General features: G+C 73.9%; 18 protein-coding genes and 1 pseudogene. 8 read left to right on the top strand and 11 right to left on the bottom strand.

The window, feature by feature from the left end:
* Positions 1-330 (top strand): annotated as a pseudogene (locus RIN80_RS11840) (polysaccharide pyruvyl transferase family protein); the annotation flags it as partial.
* A 103-nt stretch (positions 331-433) separates the two neighbouring features.
* The gene (locus RIN80_RS11835) at positions 434-757 is read left to right on the top strand and encodes a DUF3040 domain-containing protein (RefSeq protein ID WP_309095515.1); all 324 of its coding nucleotides are present in this window, start codon (positions 434-436) and stop codon (positions 755-757) included.
* Between the two features lie 57 nt (positions 758-814).
* On the opposite strand, the gene RIN80_RS11830 is transcribed toward RIN80_RS11835, so the two are convergent.
* The 3 genes from RIN80_RS11830 to RIN80_RS11820 all read right to left on the bottom strand — a co-directional run bounded on the left by RIN80_RS11830 (position 815) and on the right by RIN80_RS11820 (position 3,791).
* The gene (locus tag RIN80_RS11830; protein WP_375141671.1) at positions 815-1,978 is read right to left on the bottom strand and encodes a glycosyltransferase family 9 protein; all 1,164 of its coding nucleotides are present in this window, start codon (positions 1,976-1,978) and stop codon (positions 815-817) included.
* A gap of 194 nt (positions 1,979-2,172) precedes the next feature.
* Positions 2,173-3,162 (bottom strand): glycosyltransferase family 9 protein, encoded by a 990-nt coding sequence (locus RIN80_RS11825; protein ID WP_309095514.1) that lies wholly within the window; start codon positions 3,160-3,162, stop codon positions 2,173-2,175.
* A complete protein-coding gene (locus RIN80_RS11820; protein WP_309095513.1) occupies positions 3,159-3,791 on the bottom strand; it encodes an HAD family hydrolase in 633 nt (210 codons plus the stop codon). The genes RIN80_RS11825 and RIN80_RS11820 overlap by 4 nt, the downstream gene beginning before the upstream one ends.
* A 194-nt stretch (positions 3,792-3,985) precedes the next feature.
* Between RIN80_RS11820 and RIN80_RS11815 the strand changes: the two genes are divergently transcribed.
* Both RIN80_RS11815 and RIN80_RS11810 read left to right on the top strand, forming a co-directional pair.
* Positions 3,986-4,774 carry a polysaccharide deacetylase family protein gene (locus tag RIN80_RS11815; RefSeq protein ID WP_375141669.1) on the top strand — a complete coding sequence of 263 codons (789 nt, stop codon included), beginning with the start codon at positions 3,986-3,988 and terminating at the stop codon, positions 4,772-4,774.
* A 196-nt stretch (positions 4,775-4,970) separates the two neighbouring features.
* Complete coding sequence (locus tag RIN80_RS11810) at positions 4,971-5,411, top strand: SRPBCC family protein (RefSeq protein ID WP_309095512.1); 441 nt, start codon at positions 4,971-4,973, stop codon at positions 5,409-5,411.
* A 398-nt stretch (positions 5,412-5,809) separates the two neighbouring features.
* On the opposite strand, the gene RIN80_RS11805 is transcribed toward RIN80_RS11810, so the two are convergent.
* The 5 genes from RIN80_RS11805 to RIN80_RS11785 form a co-directional block, all read right to left on the bottom strand.
* On the bottom strand, positions 5,810-6,964 hold the full coding sequence (locus RIN80_RS11805; RefSeq protein ID WP_309095511.1) for an XdhC family protein: 1,155 nt from the start codon (positions 6,962-6,964) through the stop codon (positions 5,810-5,812).
* 33 nt (positions 6,965-6,997) lie between these two features.
* Positions 6,998-8,455, bottom strand: a complete 1,458-nt coding sequence (locus tag RIN80_RS11800) for an NCS2 family permease (protein ID WP_309095510.1) — start codon at positions 8,453-8,455, stop codon at positions 6,998-7,000.
* Positions 8,456-8,657: 202 nt separating this feature from the next.
* Positions 8,658-11,045 (bottom strand): molybdopterin cofactor-binding domain-containing protein, encoded by a 2,388-nt coding sequence (locus RIN80_RS11795; protein WP_309095509.1) that lies wholly within the window; start codon positions 11,043-11,045, stop codon positions 8,658-8,660.
* A gap of 2 nt (positions 11,046-11,047) precedes the next feature.
* Positions 11,048-11,629: a 2Fe-2S iron-sulfur cluster-binding protein gene (locus RIN80_RS11790; RefSeq protein WP_309095508.1), complete on the bottom strand. Its 582-nt coding sequence runs from the start codon at positions 11,627-11,629 to the stop codon at positions 11,048-11,050.
* Positions 11,629-12,519 (bottom strand): xanthine dehydrogenase family protein subunit M, encoded by an 891-nt coding sequence (locus RIN80_RS11785; protein ID WP_309095507.1) that lies wholly within the window; start codon positions 12,517-12,519, stop codon positions 11,629-11,631. Before RIN80_RS11785 ends, RIN80_RS11790 begins: the two co-directional genes overlap by 1 nt.
* Before the next feature lie 375 nt (positions 12,520-12,894).
* Here RIN80_RS11785 and RIN80_RS11780 point away from each other — a divergent pair, with 375 nt between their 5' ends.
* Positions 12,895-14,598: a PucR family transcriptional regulator ligand-binding domain-containing protein gene (locus RIN80_RS11780; protein ID WP_309095506.1), complete on the top strand. Its 1,704-nt coding sequence runs from the start codon at positions 12,895-12,897 to the stop codon at positions 14,596-14,598.
* 150 nt (positions 14,599-14,748) lie between these two features.
* Positions 14,749-15,528 carry a hypothetical protein gene (locus tag RIN80_RS11775; RefSeq protein WP_309095505.1) on the top strand — a complete coding sequence of 260 codons (780 nt, stop codon included), beginning with the start codon at positions 14,749-14,751 and terminating at the stop codon, positions 15,526-15,528.
* Positions 15,529-15,759: 231 nt separating this feature from the next.
* Here the strand turns inward: RIN80_RS11775 and RIN80_RS11770 are convergent, their stop codons facing one another.
* Positions 15,760-16,548, bottom strand: a complete 789-nt coding sequence (locus RIN80_RS11770; protein ID WP_309095504.1) for a GntR family transcriptional regulator — start codon at positions 16,546-16,548, stop codon at positions 15,760-15,762.
* Positions 16,549-16,724: 176 nt separating this feature from the next.
* Here RIN80_RS11770 and RIN80_RS11765 point away from each other — a divergent pair, with 176 nt between their 5' ends.
* Entirely contained in the window at positions 16,725-17,576 is an 852-nt protein-coding gene (locus RIN80_RS11765) for a (2Fe-2S)-binding protein (protein ID WP_309095503.1), read from the top strand.
* A 305-nt stretch (positions 17,577-17,881) separates the two neighbouring features.
* Positions 17,882-18,922 carry a DUF2637 domain-containing protein gene (locus RIN80_RS11760; protein ID WP_309095502.1) on the top strand — a complete coding sequence of 347 codons (1,041 nt, stop codon included), beginning with the start codon at positions 17,882-17,884 and terminating at the stop codon, positions 18,920-18,922.
* 57 nt (positions 18,923-18,979) lie between these two features.
* Here the strand turns inward: RIN80_RS11760 and RIN80_RS11755 are convergent, their stop codons facing one another.
* Positions 18,980-19,471, bottom strand: coding sequence for an ATP-binding protein (locus RIN80_RS11755; protein WP_309095501.1), 492 nt, complete (start codon positions 19,469-19,471; stop codon positions 18,980-18,982).
* A gap of 426 nt (positions 19,472-19,897) precedes the next feature.
* Positions 19,898-20,362 (bottom strand): hypothetical protein (locus tag RIN80_RS11750; protein ID WP_309095500.1); only part of this gene is annotated, 465 nt, incomplete at its 5' end.

Below are 20,362 nucleotides of genomic sequence, written 5' to 3'. Positions count from 1 at the left end.
GTTGCAGTCCGTGCTGGCCCGGCTGGACCTCGTGGTCACCGACCGGCTGCACGGCCTCGTGATCGCGCTGCGGGTCGGCACCCCGGTACTGGCCGTCGACCCGGTCTCCGGCGGAGCCAGGCTGACCGCACAGGCCCGGCCTGCGGCTGGCCCGCGCTGGTGCCGGCCGAGCGGCTGGAGGCGCGGCGGCTGGACCGCTGGTGGGACTGGTGCCTGACCGGTGGGCGGGTGACCGCGCGGCAGATCCGGGACGGGTTCCGCGAGGGCGCCGTGCCGGACAACGCGGACCGCCGGCTCGTCGAGGCGCTGGCGCGGCCGGTCCCCGGTTAACTCCCGGACCTCACGGGGCACCCGCTTGTCGTCCTCCGTCGCATGCCCCCGCCGCACGTCCCCCGGGAGGACTCACGGTCCGGCCGCCCGGAAGGAGAACCGCGTGTCCATCGGCCGACTCCCCGACCACGAGCAGCGCATCCTCGACGAGCTGGAACGCGCCCTGCGCCGCGACCGCCGTCTCGACCGCCGGATGCGCACCCTGCGGCGGCCGAGCCGCCGCCCCGCCCCCGCCCGGCTGCTGTCCCGGGTGGCCGCCTACCGTCCCCGCGTCCTGACCGTGGCGCTGCTGTTCGCGGTGTCTACGGGTCTCATGGTGGCCGGGATGGTGACCTCCGAGCCCGCCGTCATCTGGGCGTTCGCCGCCCTGTGGCCCGTGACGCTGTTCGCCGGGTTCCGGCTGATGTGCCGGTGGTGCGGCGGCTGAGCGCCCGGGGGCGCGAGCGGGGTCGAGGGGCGGGCAAGGTGCGGTCTCCCTCCCCCCTCACGGGTGCCGGATGCCGGGCAGTGCGGCGACGGCGTCCAGGACGTCGGCGGGGGTGATGCGCAGCAGCGCGGGGTCGGTCCGGCTGCCGTGCGGGTCTCCCTCGGGGCCGTACCACAGCGCGCGGTGACGCGGGTCGGGCGGCGGGCCCCAGCGGCTCGGCGCCACCGGGCCGAACAGGGTGACCGAGCGCGTCGCATGGGCGACCGCGAGGTGGGCGATGCCGGTGTCGCCGCTGATGACGACCTGCGCGCCGGCGACGAGCGCGGCCAGCCGGTCGTAGGGCAGGCCGCCGCCGAAGACGTCCGTGTCGGGCAGCCCGGCCTGCTTGGCGAGCCGGGCCACGAGGTCGCCCTCGTCGGCGCCGCCGGTGACGACGACCCTGAAGCCCCGGGCGCGCAGCTCCGTCGCGACGGCGGCGTAGCGCTCCACGGGCCAGCAGCGGGCCGGTGATCCGGCTCCCGGGTGCAGCACGACCGCGCCGGGCGCCGGGGTGGCCGTGTCCGGGCGGGGCAGGTGCACGTCGCCGGGGTCGGCGTCGATGCCGTAGGCCCCGAGCAGCCGGCACCAGCGGTCGCGCTCGTGTTCCTCCGGGTACCAGGGCGGGCCGTCGACCTCGGGGGTGCCGGGGTGGGCGAAGGCGAGCAGCCTCAGCGGGCGCAGCGCCATCAGCAGCCGGTGGCTGGGCGGGCCGTTGCCGTGCAGGTCGACGGCGACGTCCGGGGGCGGTCCGCTCCAGTCGAGCGACCGCGGTACCGCACGCCCCGGGGCGGCGGCGGGCAGCAGCCGGTCCACGGCGCCCGTCGCCGCGGCGACCGGTTCGAGCCCGGCGGGCGCGGCCAGCACGAGTTCGTGCCGGGGGTACGCCCGCCGCAGCGCGCGCAGGGCGGGCACGCCGGCGAGCAGGTCACCGAGTCCCAGCGCGCGCAGAACGAGAAGGCGGGGCGGCGTCGCGTCGGGTGCGGGGTCGGGTGCCGTGCCAGGGCTCCGCGCCGGAGCGGCTGCCGTGCCCCGTGCCGTGCCGGGAGCCGGGCCGGATGCCGCACCGGGAGCCCCGCCGCGTGCCGAGTCGGACGCCGTGCCGGGAGCCGGGTCGGATGCCGTGCCGCGCGCCGTGTCAGGAGCCGTGCCGGCTGCCGTGACGTGTGAGGGGTCCGGTGTCATGGCAGCAGACTGCCGCGGGTCCTCGGTGTGCGCCCCCGTGGCCCGGTTCATCGGGTGGGTCATCGTGCTCCTTCCGCCGCCCGCTCCAGCAGGGCCGTCGACGAGCGGCCGTCGGGGTAGGGGCCGGGGGCGGGCAGAGCGCCACCGACCGGGCTCGCTCGCCGGTCACACGCGCGTGCGGCGGGTCGGCGACCTCATCTCTCCCCCCGCAGCTTCTCGACGGCGGTGACCACGTCCTGCGCGGTGACGGTGTCCAGGCACGGATGGCCGGGCAGGGGGCACTCCCGGGCCCTGCTGTCCGCGCAGGGCGCGTCCTGGTCGCCGAGCAGCACGTGCGGGACGCCGTACGGCCGCCAGCGTTCGGCGGGGACCACCGGCGCGAACAGGGACACGACGGGGGTGCCGACGGCGGCGGCGAGGTGGGCGGGGCCGGTGTTGCCGGTGACGACGGCGTCGGCGCCCGCGAGGACGCCGGACAGTTCCGCAGCGCCGGTGCGGCCACCGAGGTCGAGGGCCTGCTCGCCCGCGACGAACGCGGTCAGGTCGCTCTCGCCCGCACCGCCGGTGACCACCACCCGGTGTCCGGCGGCGGCCAGTTCGCGCACCGCCTCGGCGCAGCGCCCGGGGCTCCAGGCGCGGGCGGGGACGCTGGCGCCGGGATGCACGACGACGTAGGGGCCGGGGCCGGTGAGCCCGGCGGTCGGGGGTGGCGGGAGCACCCGCAGGAGGCCGTCGTCGACCGGCGGGAAACCGGCGGCCTCGGCGAGGTCGAGGCCGGCCTCGGCCTCGTGGGCGTGCGGGGCGCGGTGGTGGCGCACGTCGAGCAGGGAGCCGGGGTAGTCCTCGCTGTCGGCGGCGATGAAGCCGACACCGGCCAGCCGCAGCAGCAGGGCGGCGGGCAGCGGCGACTGGTGGAAGGAGGTGAGGATCAGCGCCGTGTCGGCGTCGATCGTGTCGATGAGCTGGTCGACCTCGCCGCGGCCGACGGGCGGAGGTGCGAAGCCCACCCAGGGCGCGTCCCACACGAGGATGCCGTCGACGCCGGGGAGCAGCCGGGCGGCGGGGGCGCCGCGGGGTCCGCACAGCAGGGTGACGGTGTCGGCACGGGCGGCGACCGCGCGGATCGCCGGTCCGGCGAGCAGCACGTCCCCGAAGCTGTCGAGGCGGGTCACGAGGGCTTTCACCGGCACCTCCCCGGTCCGGGGCCGGAGGCGAAGGCCTCCCGGACGGGCCGTTCGTCGACCAGGACGCGGCCCCGCGGCACTCCGTCGAGCACCGCGCGGACGGCGGTGCTCAGGTCGGGGGCGACGTGGTCGGCCGCCGCGGTCTCCTCGGGACGGGTCTGCGCGGTGGGGACGAGGATGCCGTGCGCTCCGGCCCGGCGGGCGGCCTCCACGTCGGCGCCGATGTCGCCGATGACGACGAGGTCGGCGGGGTGGGTGCACAGGCGTCCGGCCGCCCACAGCACCATGCCGGGCCGCGGCTTGCGGCACCGGCAGCCGTCCTCGGGGCCGTGCGGGCAGACGGCGAACACGTCGAAGGGGCCGAGGAGCTCGTCCACGCGGTGGTTGACGCGGCGGACGTCGGCCTCGGTGAGCAGGCCGCGCGCGACGCCGGACTGGTTGGTGACGACTCCGGTGGCGATGCCGGCCTCGCGCAGGCGGGCGAGCGCCTCGCGGGCCCCGTCGACGGGGCGGACCAGGCCGGGGTCGCCGTTGTAGGGGACGTCCTCGACGAGCGTGCCGTCGCGGTCGAACAGCACGGCCTTGACGGGCCGGGCGGAGGAAGACGTGTGGATACCGAGGATGCGCATGAACCGGGTGCTCCCTCCCGCGCGAGTGTGGAGGACTTCGGTGCTGGCGGGTGCCGTGCGTGAGCTGACTTGAACAATTGATGCCTACTTCTGACCAAAGCACCTATTTGTCGGCCCGAGTAGCGCTGCGGGGCCATCCGGGGCGGACCCGAGCACTATGAACGGTATGTATACATGCTGTGTATAGTCCCGGCATGCCTTCTCTGACCAAGAAGATGAAGAAAACGGGGACCGCGTTCCGAACGGCGAGAACGCTCGCGGCGGCCGCCGTCCTCACCCTCGCCCTGAGCGGCTGCTCGGGGCTCGACACCACCGCCCCCAGCGCCGTCCGGGCCGAGCCGGCCGCCGGCGCCCAGGCGGCCCGGTTCGGCACCGTGGACTGCCGCGAGGCCAAGTGCATCGCGCTCACCTTCGACGCCGGGCCGAGCGAACACTCCGCGCGCCTGCTGGACATCCTCGGGGAGAAGCAGGTCCCGGCGACCTTCTTCCTGCTGGGCGAACGGCACATCGAGAAGTACCCGGAGCTGGTGCGGCGGATGGCCGACGAGGGCCACGAGGTGGCAAGCCACACCTGGGACCACAAGATCCTGACCGGCCTGGCGCCCGAGGAGATACGCGAGGAACTGCAGCGCCCGAACCGGGAGATAGAGCGCCTCACCGGCCGCCGCCCCACCCTGATGCGCCCGCCGCAGGGCCGCACCAACGACACCGTGCACGAGATCTGCCGCGAACTCGGCCTGTCCGAGGTGCTGTGGACCGTGACCGCGAAGGACTACACGACCACCGACTCGGAGCTGATCGCCCGCCGCGTCCTCGACCAGGCGTCCCGGGACGGGATCATCCTGCTGCACGACATCTACGACGGCACGGTGCCGGCCGTGCCCGGGATCATCGACGCGCTCAAGGAACGCGGCTACGTCTTCGTGACGGTGCCGCAGCTGCTGGCGCCGGGAAAGGCGGAGCCGGGGGCCGTGTACCGGTGACGGGCCGCCGGGAAAGGCGGTTGCGGGCACCCGCGATCGCGGGGCGGGTGCGAGGGCGCCGAAGGGAGAACACGTGCCGCAGCCCATCCGGGAAGTCCCCCTGGCCGCCCCGGGCCGGGCGTCCATCGCGTGGGCCGGGCGGGTGAACGGGGCGCGGGCGGGACGGCGGGCGTCGCGGGTTCCTTACGATCGTGCCGTGGCGAACATCGAGCTCCAGCGCACGGCCCCGCTCCCCCTCGACGAGGCGTGGCGCCGGATCACGGCGTGGCCCCGGCACGGTGACACCGTGCCGCTGACCGTGGTCCGGGTGGTCCCGCCCGGCCCGACCCGCGAAGGCACACGCGTCGTGGCCCGCTCGGGCATCGGGCCACTCGCCTTCGACGACCCCATGGAGGTCACGCTCTGGCAGCCGCCGGGGGACGGGGGTCCGGGGATCTGCCGGCTGGAGAAGCGCGGGCGCGTGGTCCTCGGCTGGGCCGAACTGGAGGTGCGGCCGGGGCCGGGCGGGCGCACCCGGGTGGTGTGGCGGGAGGAGATCCGGCTCCGCTTCCTGCCGCCGCTCCTCGACGGCGTGGTGCGGCGTTCGGCGCGGTACGTCTTCGGCCGGACGCTGAACCGGCTGCTGCGCCGCCCCTGACCCGGGGCGCGGCCTTCGTCCCGGGCAACCGGGCCGGAGCCGGCGGCCGTGGAGGCATGCGCGGTCACGAAGCGGAGGCCGAGCCCGGCTGGACGTCGCCCTCCCCCTCGGCGATCCCCCGCTCGACGGCGTCCTGATGGCGGGTTCCGCTGGACCGTGCCGCGGCCGGGCTTGACCTGCGGGTGCGCCCGCCCGCGGCCGGCGGTGACCGTCGTCGTCGGGGCTCGGGGGCGCCCCGCGCACCGTCGAGGAGGCGGGCGGCCGCCGTGCGCCGCGCCGTTCCGTCGCCGTGCCGTCGCCCGGACCGGTCCGGATCCGCGGTGACCGGTCCGGATCCGCGGTGAGCGGGAACCGTTCCCGCCGCTGGAGGCCCCGGTACGCCGCCCCGGCGGGGACGCTCAGGCGACCGACCCGATCCGCCGCCCCGCCGCGACCGGGCGGGGCTCATGGTGGATCGGGGTGTGGGCGCCGGTCAGCGGCGCCCCGCTCCCGCCGCGCCGCCCCGCGACGATCTCCGCCGCGATCGACAGGGCCGTCTCCTCGGGCGTACGCGCGCCGAGGTCCAGCCCGATCGGCGAGTGCAGGCGGCTCAACTCCACGTCGCTGACGCCGACTTCCCGCAGGCGGGCGTTGCGGTCCAGGTGGGTGTGCCGGGAGCCCATGGCGCCGACGTACGCCACCGGCAGCCGCAGCGCGAGCTTCAGCAGCGGGACGTCGAACTTGGCGTCGTGGGTCAGCACGCACAGGACCGTGCGGGCGTCGACGTTCGTGCGCTCCAGGTAGCGGTGGGGCCAGTCGACGACGATCTCGTCGGCCTCGGGGAAGCGCGCCCGGGTCGCGAAGACGGGGCGGGCGTCGCACACCGTGACGTGGTAGCCGAGGAACTTGCCGACGCGGACCAGGGCGGAGGCGAAGTCGATCGCGCCGAACACGATCATGCGGGGCGCGGGGACCGAGGACTCGATCAGGACCGTGAGCGGTGCTCCGCAGCGAGAGCCCTGCTCTCCGATCTCCAGAGTGCCGGTGCGCCCGGCGTCGAGGAAGGCGCCCGCCTCGGCGGCGACCGTGCGGTCCAGCTCCGGATGGGCGCCGAAACCGCCGTACCGGGAGCCGTCGGGCCGGACCAGCAGGGCCCGGCCCGTCAGCTCGGGCGGGCCCGACACGATCCGCGCCACCGCCGCCGCCTCCCCTCGCGCGGCGGCGGCGAGCGCGGCCCCGGCCACCGGGCGGACCGCATCGGCGGCCCGTACCGGAGTGACCAGGATGTCGATGACGCCGCCGCAGGTCAGGCCCACGGCGAAGGCGTCGTCGTCGCTGTAGCCGAAGCGTTCCAGGACGGTCCCGCCGTCCCGCAGCGCCTGCGCGCACAGCTCGTAGACCGCGCCCTCCACGCAGCCGCCGGAGACGGAGCCGAGCGCGGTGCCGTCGGCGTCCACCGCGAGCGCGGCGCCGGGCTGCCGGGGCGCGCTGCCGCCGACGGCCACCACGGTGGCCACGGCGAAGTCACGGCCCTGCTCGACCCACCGGTTGAGCTCCTCGGCGATGTCCAGCATCTGTCTCGGTCTCCTTACGGCCGCGGCGGGGCGTCAGTGGACGCCGAGCCAGCTCTCGATCGGGTTGAGGGCGAAGTACACGAGGAACACCGCCGTGAGGATCCACATGAAGGCGCCGATCTCGCGCCACTTGCCCTGGGCGGTCTTGAGGGCGACGTAGGAGATGACGCCCGCGGCGACACCGGTGGTGATGGTGTACGTGAACGGCATCAGCACGACCGTCAGGAACACCGGGACGGCGGTGGCGCGGTCGGCCCAGTCCACGTGCCGGGCGTTCATCAGCATCATCGCGCCGATGACGACGAGGGCGGCGGCGGCGACCTCCGACGGCACGATCGCGGTGAGCGGGGTGAAGAACAGGCAGGCCGCGAAGAACAGTCCGGTGACGACGGAGGCGAGGCCGGTGCGGGCGCCCTCGCCGACGCCGGTCGCGGACTCGATGAACACCGTCTGGCCGGAGCCGCCCGCCACACCGCCGATCGCACCGCCGGCCCCGTCGATGAACAGCGCCTTGGACAGGCCCGGCATCCGGCCCTTGTCGTCGGCGAGTTTCGCCTCGGTGCCGACGCCGATGATGGTGGCCATCGCGTCGAAGAACCCGGCCAGCACCAGCGTGAAGACGATCATGCCGACGGTCATCGCGCCGACCTCGCCCCAGCCGCCGAACTCGACGTCGCCGAAGAGCGAGAAATCGGGCATGGACACGGCGCTCCCGTGGAGTTCGGGGGCACCGCCCGCCCACTGCTTGGGGTCGATGACGCCGGCGGCGTTGAGCACCGCGGCGACGACCGTGCCGCCGACGATGCCGATGAGGATGGCGCCCGGGACGTTCCGGGCCTGCAGCATGAAGATCAGCAGCAGGGTGGCGGCGAAGAGCAGGACCGGCCAGCCGGCGAGTTCCCCCGCCGGTCCGAGCGTGACCGGGGTGGCCTCGCCCTGGTGCACGAAGCCGGACTTGTAGAAGCCGATGAGGGCGATGAACAGGCCGATACCCATGGTGATGCCGTGTTTGAGCGCGAGCGGGATCGCGTTCATGATCATCTCGCGCAGGCCGGTGACCACCAGCAGCATGATGACGACGCCGTACATCACGCACATGCCCATCGCCTGTGGCCAGGTCATCTCGGGCGCGACCTGGGAGGCGAGGACCCCGGAGACGGACAGGCCCGCGGCGAGGGCGAGGGGCACCTTGCCGACGAAGCCCATCAGCAGGGTGGTGAGGGCCGCCGCGAACGCGGTCGCGGTGATCAGTCCCCGCTGGGCGAGCGTGTCGCCGGCCGCGTCCCTGCCGGACAGGATCAGGGGGTTGAGCAGGAGGATGTACGCCATCGCCATGAAGGTCGTGATGCCGCCGCGCACTTCGCGGGCGACCGTGGACCCTCTGTGGGATATGTGGAAGTACCGGTCGAGCCAGGACCGCCCGGCCGGGACGCGGGTGCCTTCGCCCGCGTCGTCGGCTGTGGTCCTCGGCTCTACGGACTGCTGGGTCATGTGGGCCTACTCCCAAGGTTCATAGGGGCACCCGCGGCTCGTCGTGACGACGTACGGGATTTGGGAAGGTGCTTCGGCCGCACGACCCGGGGGACGGCCCGAGACGAACGATCAGTCGGCTTTCCGGGACCGCGAGCGGTGCGGTGCCCGGTCCTCCGGGCGGCGCGGGATGTGACGTTCCGGTGCGCCGCCCGGAGAGCTCTCACGCGGTGCCGGTCAGGTGCTCGGGGCGGACCGGCGTCCTGTTCAGCTCCAGCCCGGTCGCCGCGCGGATCGCCGCGAGCACGGCCGGGGTGGACGACAGGGTGGGTGCCTCGCCGACGCCGCGCAGCCCGTAGGGGGCGTGCTCGTCGGCGAGTTCGAGCACGTCGACGGGGATGGTCGGCGTGTCGAGGATGGTGGGGATCAGGTAGTCGGTGAAGGAGGGGTTCTTGACCTTCGCCGTCTTCGGGTCGACGACGATCTCCTCCATGACCGCGACGCCCAGGCCCTGGGTCGTGCCGCCCTGGATCTGGCCGATCACGGAGAGCGGGTTGAGCGCCTTGCCGACGTCCTGGGCGCAGGCCAGCTCGATCACCTTCACCAGGCCCAGCTCGGTGTCGACCTCCACGACGGCGCGGTGCGCGGCGAAGGAGTACTGCACGTGCCCGTTGCCCTGGCCGGTGCGCAGGTCGAAGGGCTCGGTCGGCCGGTGCCGCCACTCCTCCTCGACCTCCACGGCCTCGTCCTCGAGGACGTCGGCCAGGTCGGCGAGGACCTCGCCGCCGTCGGTGACGACCTTGCCGCCCTCCAGGACCAGTTCGGCCGTCGCCCAGGCGGGATGGTACGAGCCGAACCTGCGGCGGCCGATCTCCAGCACCTTCTCGCGGACGAGTTCGCAGGCGTTCTTCACCGCGCCGCCGGTGACGTAGGTCTGCCGCGAGGCCGACGTCGAACCGGCGCTGCCGACGCGGGTGTCGGCCGGGTGGATGGTCACCTGCGTGACGCCCAGTTCGGTGCGGGCGATCTGCGCGTGGACGGTGACCCCGCCCTGGCCGACCTCCGCCATGGCCGTGTGCACGGTCGCCACCGGTTCCCCGCCCAGGACCTCCATGCGGACCCTGGCGGTGGAGTAGTCGTCGAACCCCTCGGAGAAGCCGACGTTCTTGATGCCGACCGCGTAGCCGACCCCGCGGACGACGCCCTCGCCGTGCGTGGTGTTGGACAGGCCGCCCGGCAGCTGCCGTACGTCGGCGCCCTCGCTGGACTCCCACTGGCGCTCCGGCGGCATCGGCATCGCCTTGACGCGGCGCAGCAGTTCGGCCACGGGGGCCGGGGAGTCGACGGGCTGCCCGGTGGGCATGAGCGTGCCCTGCTCCATGGCGTTGAGCCGGCGGAACTCCACCGGGTCCATGCCGAGTTCCGCGGCGAGCTTGTCCATCTGCGCCTCGTAGGCGAAGCACGCCTGGACCGCGCCGAAGCCGCGCATGGCGCCGCAGGGCGGGTTGTTGGTGTAGAGGGCGATGGCCTCGATGTCCACGTGGTCGATGACGTACGGGCCGGCGGACAGGGAGGAGGCGTTGCCGACGACCGCCGGGGAGGCGGAGGCGTAGGCGCCGCCGTCCAGGACGATCCGGCACTTCATGTGGGTGAGCTTGCCGTCCCTGGTGGCCCCGTGCTCGTAGTACAGCTTCGCGGGGTGGCGGTGGACGTGCCCGAAGAAGGACTCGAACCGGTTGTAGACGATCTTGACGGGCTTGCCGGTGCGCAGCGCCAGCAGGCAGGCGTGGATCTGCATCGACAGGTCCTCGCGGCCGCCGAAGGCGCCGCCGACGCCGGACAGCGTCATGCGCACCTTGTCCTCGGGCAGGCCGAGCACGGGGGCGATCTGGCGCAGGTCGCTGTGCAGCCACTGGGTGGCGATGTAGAGGTGGACGCCGCCGTCCTCCTCCGGCACGGCGAGGCCGGACTCGGGGCCGAGGAAGGCCTGGTCCTGCATGCCGAAGGTGTACTCGCCCTCGACGATCACGTCGGCCCGCCTGCGGGCCTCGGTCACGTCGCCGCGCACGATCGGCTGGCGGTGCACGATGTTGGGGTGCGGGACATGGCCGGCGTGGTGGTCGTCGCGGTTCTCGTGGACGAGGATCGCGTCCGGTGCGGTCGCGGAGGCCTCGTCGGTGACGACGGGCAGCTCCCTGTACTCCACCTTGATCTTCGCGGCGGCACGGCGCGCGGTCTCGGGGTGGTCGGCGGCGACGAGGGCGACCGGCTCACCGTGATGGCGGACCTTGCCGTGGGCGAGGACCGGGGTGTCCTGGATCTCCAGGCCGTAGTTCTTCACGTCGGTCGGCAGGTCGTCGTAGGTCAGCACGGCGTAGACGCCCGGCGTCGCCAGCGCCTCGCCGGTGTCGATGGAGACGATCTCGGCGTGAGCGACCGTGGAGCGCAGGATCTGCCCCCACAGCATGTCCTCGTGCCACATGTCGGAGGAGTACGCGAACTCGCCGGTGACCTTGAGGGTGCCGTCCGGGCGGAGCGTGGACTCGCCGATGCCGCCCTTGGTCTGCGAGCCCTGCGTGATCGTGGTGGGGGTTCCGCTGGGGGAAGACATGATCAGACCGCCTCTGACTGCCGGGCGGCCGCCAGGCGGACCGCGTCCATGATCTTCTCGTAGCCGGTGCAGCGGCACAGGTTGCCCGAGAGGGCCTCGCGGATGTCCGCGTCGGTCGGGTTGGGGTTGCGCTCCAGCATCTCGTCGGCGGCGACCAGCAGACCGGGCGTGCAGAAACCGCACTGGACGGCGCCGGCGTCGATGAACGCCTGCTGGATCGGGGAGAGTTCCGTGCCCTCGCCGGTCTGCGAGTCGGTGCCCTTGGCCTGCCACCCCTGGGCGTCCTGCAGCCCGGTGCCGCACGCCCCGGAGGCGCAGCCGCCCTCGGCGCGCTGCCTGGCGTACTCGGCGAGGCCCTCGACGGTGATGACCTCGCGGCCCTCCGCCTGCCCGGCGGCGACCAGGCACGAGCACACCGGCACGCCGTCCAGGCGGACCGTGCACGAGCCGCACTCGCCCTGCTCGCAGGCGTTCTTGGAACCGGGAAGCCCGAGCCGCTCCCGCAGCACGTAGAGCAGGGACTCGCCCTCCCAGACGTCGTCGGCTTCCTGCGGACGGCCGTTGACCGTGAAGTTGACACGCATTACGCAGCTCCCTTTGAAGCGCGGCGGGCGCCGCGGTAGGACTCCCAGGTCCAGGTCAGCGTGCGGCGGGCCATGACGCCGACCGCGTGGCGGCGGTAGCTCGCGGTGCCCCGGACGTCGTCGATCGGGTTGCAGGCGGCGGAGCACAGGTCCGCGAACTGCTTGGCGACCGACGGGGTGATGATCTTGCCGTTGTCCCAGAAGCCGCCCTCCTCCAGCGCGGCGTTCAGGAACTCCTCGGCGGCCTTGGCCCGTACGGGCGTCGGGGCGGCGGAGCCGATGCCGGTGCGCACGGTGCGGGTTGCGGGGTGCAGCGCCAGTCCGAAGGCGCACACGGCGATGACCATGGCGTTGCGGGTGCCGACCTTGGAGAACTGCTGGGGTCCGTCGGCCTTCTTGATGTGCACGGCGCGGATCAGCTCGTCGGGCTGGAGCGCGTTGCGCTTCACGCCCGTGTAGAACGCGTCGATCGGGATGAGGCGGGTCCCGCGCACCGACTCGACCTCCACCTCGGCGCCCGCGGCGAGCAGGGCGGGGTGGGCGTCGCCGGCCGGGGAGGCGGTGCCGAGGTTGCCGCCGACGCCGCCGCGGTTGCGGATCTGCGGAGAGGCGACCGTGTGCGAGGCGAGGGCGAGACCCGGCAGCTCGGCGCGGAGGTTCTCCATGATCTTCGTGTAGGGCACGGAGGCACCCAGCCGCACGCTCTCCTCGCCGACCTCCCACTCGCAGAGGTCGCCGATGCGGTTCAGGTCCATGAGGTACTCGGGCCGGCGGTGGTCGAAGTTGATCTCGACCATCACGTCGGTGCCACCCGCAATCGGCACAGCGGTGGGGTGCTCGGCTTTCGCGGCGAGCGCCTCCTCCCAGCTGGCGGGGCGAAGGAAGTCCATGACCGGCTCTCTTCTTCGTCTTCTCGTGGAGCGTTCGGTTTGAGCCAATCCGTGTGCGGCGGTCCCGGCTCGTTCATGTGCTGTTCACGCGTCGTGGTCTCAGTACACAGCCCGGTACTCCGACGGGTCAGTCACGGAAACCATGAAGGAGTTGGCTGGCCAGGACAGGCATCTTGTAGATTCGTATGAACGGAGGCCATCGGAAACCTCCTCGTTCACCTGTGGAAACACGCGACACGACCGCGTGACCTGGGACACAGCCGGGACACGGCTCAGGGGACGGCGAGCGACGCTCACCAGCCCGACGAACAGGCGTTCCCTCCGACCCCATCAAGATCGACCATAGATTTCGAGACAAGAACGGCGGCGACGAGAATGCGGCTGCGCGCACTGCTGGACACGGACGCGCTGGGCCTCAAGCTGCTCGGCGGCGAGGACGAGCTGGACCGCGCCGTGCGCGGCGTGATGACCACCGACCTGCGCGACCCGAGCCGCTACCTCTCGGGCGGCGAGCTGGTCCTCACCGGCCTGGCCTGGCGCCGGGACGCCGCGGACTCGGAGCCGTTCGTGCGCATCCTGGTCCAGGCCGGGGTGGCGGCCCTGGCCGCGGGTGAGGCCGAGCTGGGCGACGTTCCGGAGGACCTGGTCGTGGCCTGCGCCCGCCACCGCCTGCCGCTCTTCGCGGTGCACGAGTCGGTGGCCTTCGCGACGATCACCGAACACGTCGTACGGCAGGTCTCCGGCGAGCGGGCCGGAGACCTCGCGGCGGTGGTCGACCGCCACCGCCGGATGATGACGTCGGGCCCGGCGGGCGGCGGCCCGGACGTCGTGCTCGACCTGCTCGGCTCGGACCTGGACCTGCGGGCCTGGGTGCTCTCCCCCACCGGTCGCCTCATCGCGGGCTCCAAGGCCGCGGGCCCGGCCCTGCCCGCCGAGACCTGCGCCCGTCTCGCGGCGGAGCAGCTGTCCGCCACCCGCACCGGCCGCCGCGGCCCCCACCGCGTCATCCTGGGCTCCACCACCTACTCGCTCTTCCCGGTCCGCTCGGCGGGCCGCTCCGGGCAGAGCGCCCGGGACGTCCGGGAGACCGTGCTGTCCGACTGGCTGCTGGCGGTCGAGGCGGACGCCGGGGACTGGGCCGAGGAGCGCCTGGACCTGCTGCACGGCGTGACGCAGCTGATCGCGGTCGAGCGGGACCGCCGGGACGCGGCCCGCACGGTGCGCCGCCGTCTCGCCCAGGAGGTCCTGGAACTGGTCCAGACGGGCGCGGCCCCCACCGAGATCGCCGCCCGTCTGCGCGTGGCCGCTCCCGTGCTGCTGCCGGGCCTCGGCTCGGCGCCGCACTGGCAGGTCGTGGTGGCCCGCGTCGACTGGGACGGCGCCGAGACCGAGACGGGCCCGGTCGCGCAGGCCCTCCTGGAGGAGATCCTCGTCGACCCTGCCCCGGGCAGTTCGAGCAGGGGGTACCCCCAGTGGCCCGGCCCCGAGCACTCCGACCGCATCGCGGTCGCGCACACCGGCGACGAGGCCATAGCCCTGGTCCCCCTCCCGGCCGTCTCCGCGGAGCACGACGGCTCGCAGACCGGCGTCCTCGCGGACGCGCTGCTGGAGTCGGTGCGGTCCCCCCTCACGGCCGGCCTGGACGACGACGGCCGCCTCACCCTCGGCGTCAGCGCCGCCGTGCACTCGGCGGAGGGCCTGCGCGGCGCCCTGGAGGAGGCCCGCCACGCCCGGCGCGTCGCCGCGGCCCGCCCGGGCCGGGTCTGCGCGGCCGGCCACCAGGAACTGGCCTCCCACGTCCTGCTGCTCCCCTTCGTCCCGGACGACGTCCGCCGCGCCTTCACGGCCCGCCTGCTGGACCCCCTGCGCGACTACGACCGCCGCCACCGCGCCGAGCTGATCCCGACGCTGGAGGCCTTCCTCGACTGCGACGGCTCCTGGACCCGCTGCGCCACCCGGCTGCACCTGCACGTCAACACGTTGCGCTACCGGGTGGGGCGTATCGAGCAGTTGACGAGTCGTGACCTGTCGCGGCTGGAGGACAAGCTGGACTTCTTCCTGGCCCTGCGGATGAGCTGAGACACGGGGGTCTCCCGCCCCAAACCCGGGGCGCCCCGGAGTCCCACGACTTTGTGAAATCCTTCACCCACCCTCTTGGCCCGGCCCCGCGATTCGTGCTGAGATGCCGCCACCACTCAACAGCTCGATGGCGTGCTCGGGGAGGGCAACGTGGCGCATACCGCCATGTCTGGTAACGGAACGACCGCCGGTGACGATCCCCTCCAGACCGCGGTATGGCGGCTGCGCTCCCGCGGGTGCTGGGCCGACGCGGCCGCGCTGCTGCTGCCCGCCACCCCGGCGACGGCGCTGCAGCGCGCGTCCCTGCTGGTCGAGCGGTGTCTGTACACCGAGCAGGGATGGGAGGAGGCCGAGGACGCGCTGCGCACGGCCGAGGCCCTCGCCCACAGCGACGACGAGCGCGGCGCGGCCGCTTGTGAACGCGGGTACTTGGCCTACGCGGCGACCCTGCTGGCGGTCCGGGACCGTGCCGACGAGGCCCGGGCCGCGCTGGGCCGGGCTGCGGCGCTCATCCCTCCGGGGGCTCCGGCCCGTGCCCTGCTGGACTTCCGCCGGGGCCTGCTGGCGGAGAACCTGACGAGCGCGCCCCAGGCCGCCCGGGCCGCGTACCGGCGCGCCCACGCGGGCGCCACGGCCCACGCCGACCCGCTGCTGCTCTCCTTCACCTGGCGCCACCTGGCCGGACTCGCCTTGCGCGACGGCGAGTTGGCGGAGGCCCGGCACGGCTTCACCGAGTCCCTCCGCATCCGCGAGGAACTGGGCTATCTCGTGGGCACGGCACCGGCGCTGGTGTCCCTGGCCGACACGGAGACGGAACCGGAGGCGTCCCGGCTGCGGGCGGAGGCGCGACGGCTGCACCGGCTGCTGGGCGGTGTGCCGACGTGGCTCGCACGCCACCTGCCCTCGGTACCCCCGGCGGCGACGGCTTGACAGCGGTCCGGCGTCGTCGCCGAGGCCGGGTGGGTCCGCAACCCTGCGGAGCCCGCCCGCGCCGCCCGCGGCCGAGCGGACCCGCACCCGCCGACGGCCGGAAGGGGCCGTGTCGGCGGGTGACCGCCCGCAGCGGTTGACGCGTCGGCGGACAGTCAGCCGGCGTCCGACCCCCTCGCGCCGTTTTGAGGACGGACACCCCCGGCGCGGCCCCGACCCACCACCCCACCGTCAGGCGACGGCCCCCGTGAAGTGCTCGCCCACCAGCGCCCGCACCACGTCCAGGTCCCGTGCGATCAGCGCGTCCAGCAGCGCCGTGTGCTCGTGCGCGTCCGCGACCAGGTCCGCGCGGCCCCGCGACCCCGGTCCGCCCCCGACCAGCGGCCACTGCGCCCGGCGGTGCAGGTCCTCCGCGATCCGCACCAGTTGCCGGTTCCCGGACAGGGACAGCACCGCCCGGTGGAAGCCCCGGTCGGACTCCGCGTAGGTCGCCCGGCACCCGGAGGACGCCGCGCGGACCGTGGCCTCCGCCAGCGGGCGCAGTTCGGCCCACCGCTCGGCGGGCACCGTCCGGGCCAGCCGCAGCATCACCGGCACCTCGATCAGCGCCCGGACCTCGGCCAGTTCGGCCAGCTCCCGCGCCCCCCGCTCCACCACGCGGAACCCGCGGTTGGGCACCACCTCGACCGCGCCCTCCAGCGCCAGCTGCTGCATCGCCTCGCGCACCGGCGTCGCCGACACCCCGAAGCGCTCCCCCAGCACCGGCGCCGAGTACACCTCCCCGGGCCGGAGGTCCCCGGCCACCAGGGCGGCGCGCAGCGCGTCGAGGATCTGCCCGCGCACCGAGGCCCGCTGCACGACCGGCCGCACCCGCGGCGCGGGCGGCTCGGAGTGCGTGTGCTCCCCGCGCACCGCCCCGGCCCCGGACCCCGCCTGCCGCGGCACCCGGGTCTGCCCGGTGGCGTCCGCGCGGACCTGCGGGATTCCCGTCCCGGCGGAGCCCTGCGCACCCTGCTTCACGGGTCCTCCTCCGGACGTATCGGTACTTGGGGTCATTACGACGGGTTGTTACTCGTCCGTCAAGCACGATAAGCGCACCGGCCGCCAGTTCAAATCCCGGCGATCTTCGGTAAGGTAAGCCTTACCTTCAGGACCCGCCCGCGAGGGACCGTCTACAGACACGGATCGGTGATCACATGCCCGCGACCCGTTCGGCCGTCTCCGGTGCCTACGCCCGCCTGGCCGAGGTCCTCCCCGGACTGACCGTCACCGAGCTCGCCCCCGGGGAGGAGACCCCGCGCGGCGGCGGCTGGACCGCCGCAGCCGACCTGGCCGCCGCGGGCCCGGGCCTGGACGCCTACCTGGCCTGGGACGAGGCCCAGATCCAGCGGGACTACGACCGGCCGGCCCGCCCCGACGTCGTCGCCAGCTTCGGCCTGCACCGCTACGCCTGGCCCGCCTGCCTGCTGATCACCGTGCCGTGGTTCCTGCACCGCCGCGTCCCCCGCTACCCCGTGACGCACGTCGCGTACGACCGCACCGACCCCGCACACGCCCTCGGTCACCTCGCCGTCCGCCCGGGCGGCTTCGCCTGCCTGCCCGGCGACGAGGCCGCCGCGCTGCCCGGCGCCCGGGTCGTGGCGGACGAGGAGGCCCTGCGCGCGGAGGTGCGGTCGGCGGTCGCCGAGCACCTGGAGCCGGTCCTGACCGGTTTCGGCCCGCGGATGCGGCGCCGGGGCCGGGCCCTGTGGGGCATGGCGACCGACGAGATCGTCGAGGGCCTGTGGTACGTCGGGCAGCTGTTCGGCGAACTGGAGGAGCGGCGCGCGATGCGCGAACTGGAGCTGCTCCTGCCGGGCGCGACCAAGCCATACGTCGGCACGGCCGCGTTCCGCGAGCTGACCGGCCCGGGCGGCGAACCGCTGCGCACCCGGGACCGGGCGAGCTGCTGCATGTTCTACACCCTGCGCCCCGAGGACACCTGCGCCACCTGCCCGCGCACCTGCGACGCTGACCGGGTCAGCAGGCTGCTGGCCACGGCCAGTTGACGCACCGTCGGGCGGCGCCCCCTCCCGGCGTCCCGTAGGATCATCACGGAACCGGAAACCCGCACGCCCACCGGCGCTTCACAACTTCCTCACGAGTCACGGGAACTTTCCGGAGAACCACTCGTAAGGGTAGTCTTGTTCGAACTCAACTCCCGCCCCTCAAGCGGCAGTTCGAGCAGAACGCCGCCCTGGGCATCCCCTTGCACTTCCTTGGCGGCCTCTTGCCCCGAAACCCCCTGAGGGCCGGTGGGATTGGGCCACTATGGCGGGCGTTACGCCCTATCCCCATGCAAGGGACCACCCACATGAGACTGACCGACATATCGCTGAACTGGCTGCTTCCGGGCGCCGTGCTTCTCCTGGGCATGCTGGCGGCGGTGGCGGTGCTCGCGCGCGGCAAGCGCTCCTCGGTCAAGGACACGAGCGCGGACGACTCCTGGGAGCGCAGCGAGGAGCGCCGCAGACGCAAGGAAGCGATCTACGGCACTGTTTCCTATGTCCTGCTGTTCTGCTGCGCGGCCGTCGCCGCCGCGCTCTCCTTCCACGGCCTGGTCGGCTTCGGCGAGCAGAACCTCGGCCTGACCGGCGGCTGGCAGTACCTCGTCCCGTTCGGCCTGGACGGCGCGGCGATGTTCTGCTCCGTGCTCGCGGTGCGCGAGGCCAGCCACGGTGACGCGGCGCTCGGCTCCCGGATACTGGTCTGGACGTTCGCGCTCGCCGCCGCCTGGTTCAACTGGGTGCACGCGCCCCGGGGCGTCGGCCACGACGGCGCTCCCCACTTCTTCGCCGGCATGTCCCTCTCCGCTGCGGTGCTGTTCGACCGCGCGCTGAAGCAGACCCGCCGGGCCGCCCTGCGCGAGCAGGGTCTGGTGCCGCGCCCGCTGCCGCAGATCCGTATCGTGCGCTGGCTGCGGGCCCCCCGGGAGACCTACAAGGCCTGGTCGCTGATGCTGCTGGAGGGTGTGCGCAGCCTCGACGAGGCGGTCGACGAGGTGCGCGAGGACAAGCGCAAGAAGGACGCCGAGCGGCAGCGGCGCCGCGACCAGCAGCGCGTGGAGCGCGCCCAGTTGAAGGCGATCAGCCGCGGTCACCGCGGCTACCTCGGCCGCGGCGGCGGCCGGCAGCTGGACGTCCAGGTGGAGCGCGGCTCCTCGCAGGTCACCGCGGAGCCTGCCATATCCGGGCCGGAGCAACTGCCCGTCCGCTCGCGTCCCTCCCTGCAGCCCGTCCGCAAAGGGAGTGACCCCGTGACCGTCGACCTCACCGCGGAGGACGACACCATGGCGCTGCCCCGGCTGGACTCCCTGGAGCGCAAGCTCAAGGACCTGGAGCAGCAGTTCGGCTAGCCGAGCCGCACCGGTACGGCGAGGGGGCGTGGCCTGCGGGCCGCGCCCCCTCGGCTGTCAGGCCGCCCCGGCCTCCAGCTCGAACCAGACGGCCTTGCCCACGCCGTGCGGCCGGACGCCCCAGGCGTCCGCGAGGGTCTCCACCAGGAACAGACCCCTGCCGCCGGTGCCGTCGTCGGCGACCGGCCTCCGCGGCCGGGGCCTGCGGGCCACGAAGTCCCGCACCTCCACGTGCAGTCCGCGGGGTCCGACGGTGGCCGTCAGGACCGCGTCGTGATCGGTGTGCACGATCGCGTTGGTGACGAGCTCGCTGGTGAGCAGCTCCGCCACGTCGGAGATGTCGGACCGCCCCGGCCTTCCCCACTGCCCGAGCAGCTCCCGCAGGGCCCTGCGGGCCTCCGGCACGGCTCGCAGGTCCGACCTGCCCAGTCTGCGTCTCAGCTGAGGCGCCGGTGCCTGCTCCCTGACGTCGTCGGTCCCGTCCCCCACCGTCTTCGCCGGGAAGGCCCCGATCGCTATGGGACCGCCTCCTCGTGCCTGCCTCTCCATGACCCCCGCCCGCGCGCCGATGTCGGTTCCCCTCCTGCTCGAACACGTTCACGGGGATCCATGCCCCGTCGGGCACGCGGCAGTCATGCCGGATCGTCAACGACCAGGTGTTCGGCCACGCCGAGGCCGCCGCGGGCGCGGGTGGAGGACCGCTGAGCAGTGCGGCGGAAAGGGGGAGGGGGACAAGAGGGTAGCCGGTCCGGGGCCCCGGGCGGATCCTGACCGCCGGAGATCGGACGATGGGCCGACCGGCGGCTGCCGATCCGTGCGTACCCGGCGGGGAGTCGGCGCGGCCGGGCCGGGTGCGCGTCACTCGGGTGAAGTTGGCCGAAGTACGACGGTTTTCCCGGGGCACCGACCGGTACGGGGCCGTCCTCCCCACCCCCGTGGCGGAGGACGGCCCCGGTCCTTTCCGGTGCCCGCCCGTCAGTACAGCTTGTTGACGGCGGTCGTCGTCGTCTTCTTGAAGGCGGCCACGGGGGCGTCGTCGAAGCCGCCCATCTGCCCCCACCGCACGACGGTGACGGTCCTGCCGTCCCGGCCGACGGACATCAGGGAGATGTCGTTGGCGCCCCAGGAGGTCTCGGTGTGCAGACCGCGGACGCGGGCACCCTCCTCGACCGGCAGCTTGCCGTAGTTGCGGCCCTCGGCCTCGACGTCCGGGTCGGCCTTCTCGACGCGCTCGGCACAGGTGCGGATCAGGTCGTCGTAGTGCTTCGCCAGGGCCTTGGCCAGGGCGGCCGTGTCCGCCACGACGGTCAGCTGCACGGCGCCGGTGTCCAGGTCGGTCCCGAACTGCCGGTACCGGTAGTCGTAGGAAGGCACGCCCTCCGTGCTCACACAGAAACCGAGCTCCTCCGGGAACCCTTCGGTGACCGGCCCGGCGGTCCA

Origin of the sequence: Streptomyces sp. (assembly GCF_031181705.1) — a bacterium.
Lineage (GTDB): Bacteria > Actinomycetota > Actinomycetes > Streptomycetales > Streptomycetaceae > Streptomyces.
The sequence above is the reverse complement of the archived record's forward strand: the minus strand, read 5'-3'. Positions and strand labels throughout refer to the sequence as shown.